This window comes from Paraburkholderia phymatum, from assembly GCF_040965635.1.
GTDB lineage: Bacteria > Pseudomonadota > Gammaproteobacteria > Burkholderiales > Burkholderiaceae > Paraburkholderia > Paraburkholderia phymatum_B.
The window spans coordinates 1-631 of record NZ_JBFRCH010000114.1 but is presented as its reverse complement, the minus strand read 5'-3'; the positions used below and the strand labels follow the sequence as shown (position 1 = coordinate 631).

At 68.1% G+C, this 631-nt stretch carries 1 protein-coding gene; it reads left to right on the top strand.

What is annotated here, in order from left to right:
- Positions 1-631: Ig-like domain-containing protein (locus AB4Y32_RS40435; RefSeq protein WP_368726579.1), on the top strand; the 631-nt coding region annotated here is incomplete at both ends.

The window sequence follows — 631 nt, the reverse complement described above, 5'->3', positions numbered from 1 at the left end:
AGCTTCAGCTTCACGCTCGACACCTCGGCCGCCGCGCCCGGCGTTGCGCTCGCGACCGACTCGGGCAGCAGCGCCACCGACCACATCACCAGTGCCGGCACGCTGAACCTCACCGGGGTCGAGGGCGGCGCCACGGTCCAGTATTCGGTTGATGCCGGCCAGACCTGGAGCGGGAGTTTCAGTGCTACCGAAGGTGTAAACGATGTCCAGGTCCGCCAGACCGACGTCGCGGGCAATGTCTCGGGCGCCACCAGCTTCAGCTTCACGCTCGACACCTCGGCGGCTGCGCCCGGTGTTGCGCTCGCGACCGACTCGGGCAGCAGTGCCACAGACCACATCACCAATACCGGCACGCTGAACCTCACCAGTGTCGAGGGCGGCGCCACGGTCGAATATTCCACCGATGGCGGCCACACGTGGAGCGGGAGTTTCAGCGCCACCGAAGGCGTCAACGACGTCCAGGTCCGCCAGACCGACGTCGCCGGCAACGTCTCGAGCGCCACCAGCTTCAGCTTCACGCTCGACACCTCGGCCGCCGCGCCCGGCGTTGCGCTCGCGACCGACTCGGGCAGCAGCGCCACCGACCACATCACCAGTACCGGCACGCTGAACCTCACCAGTGTCGAGGGCG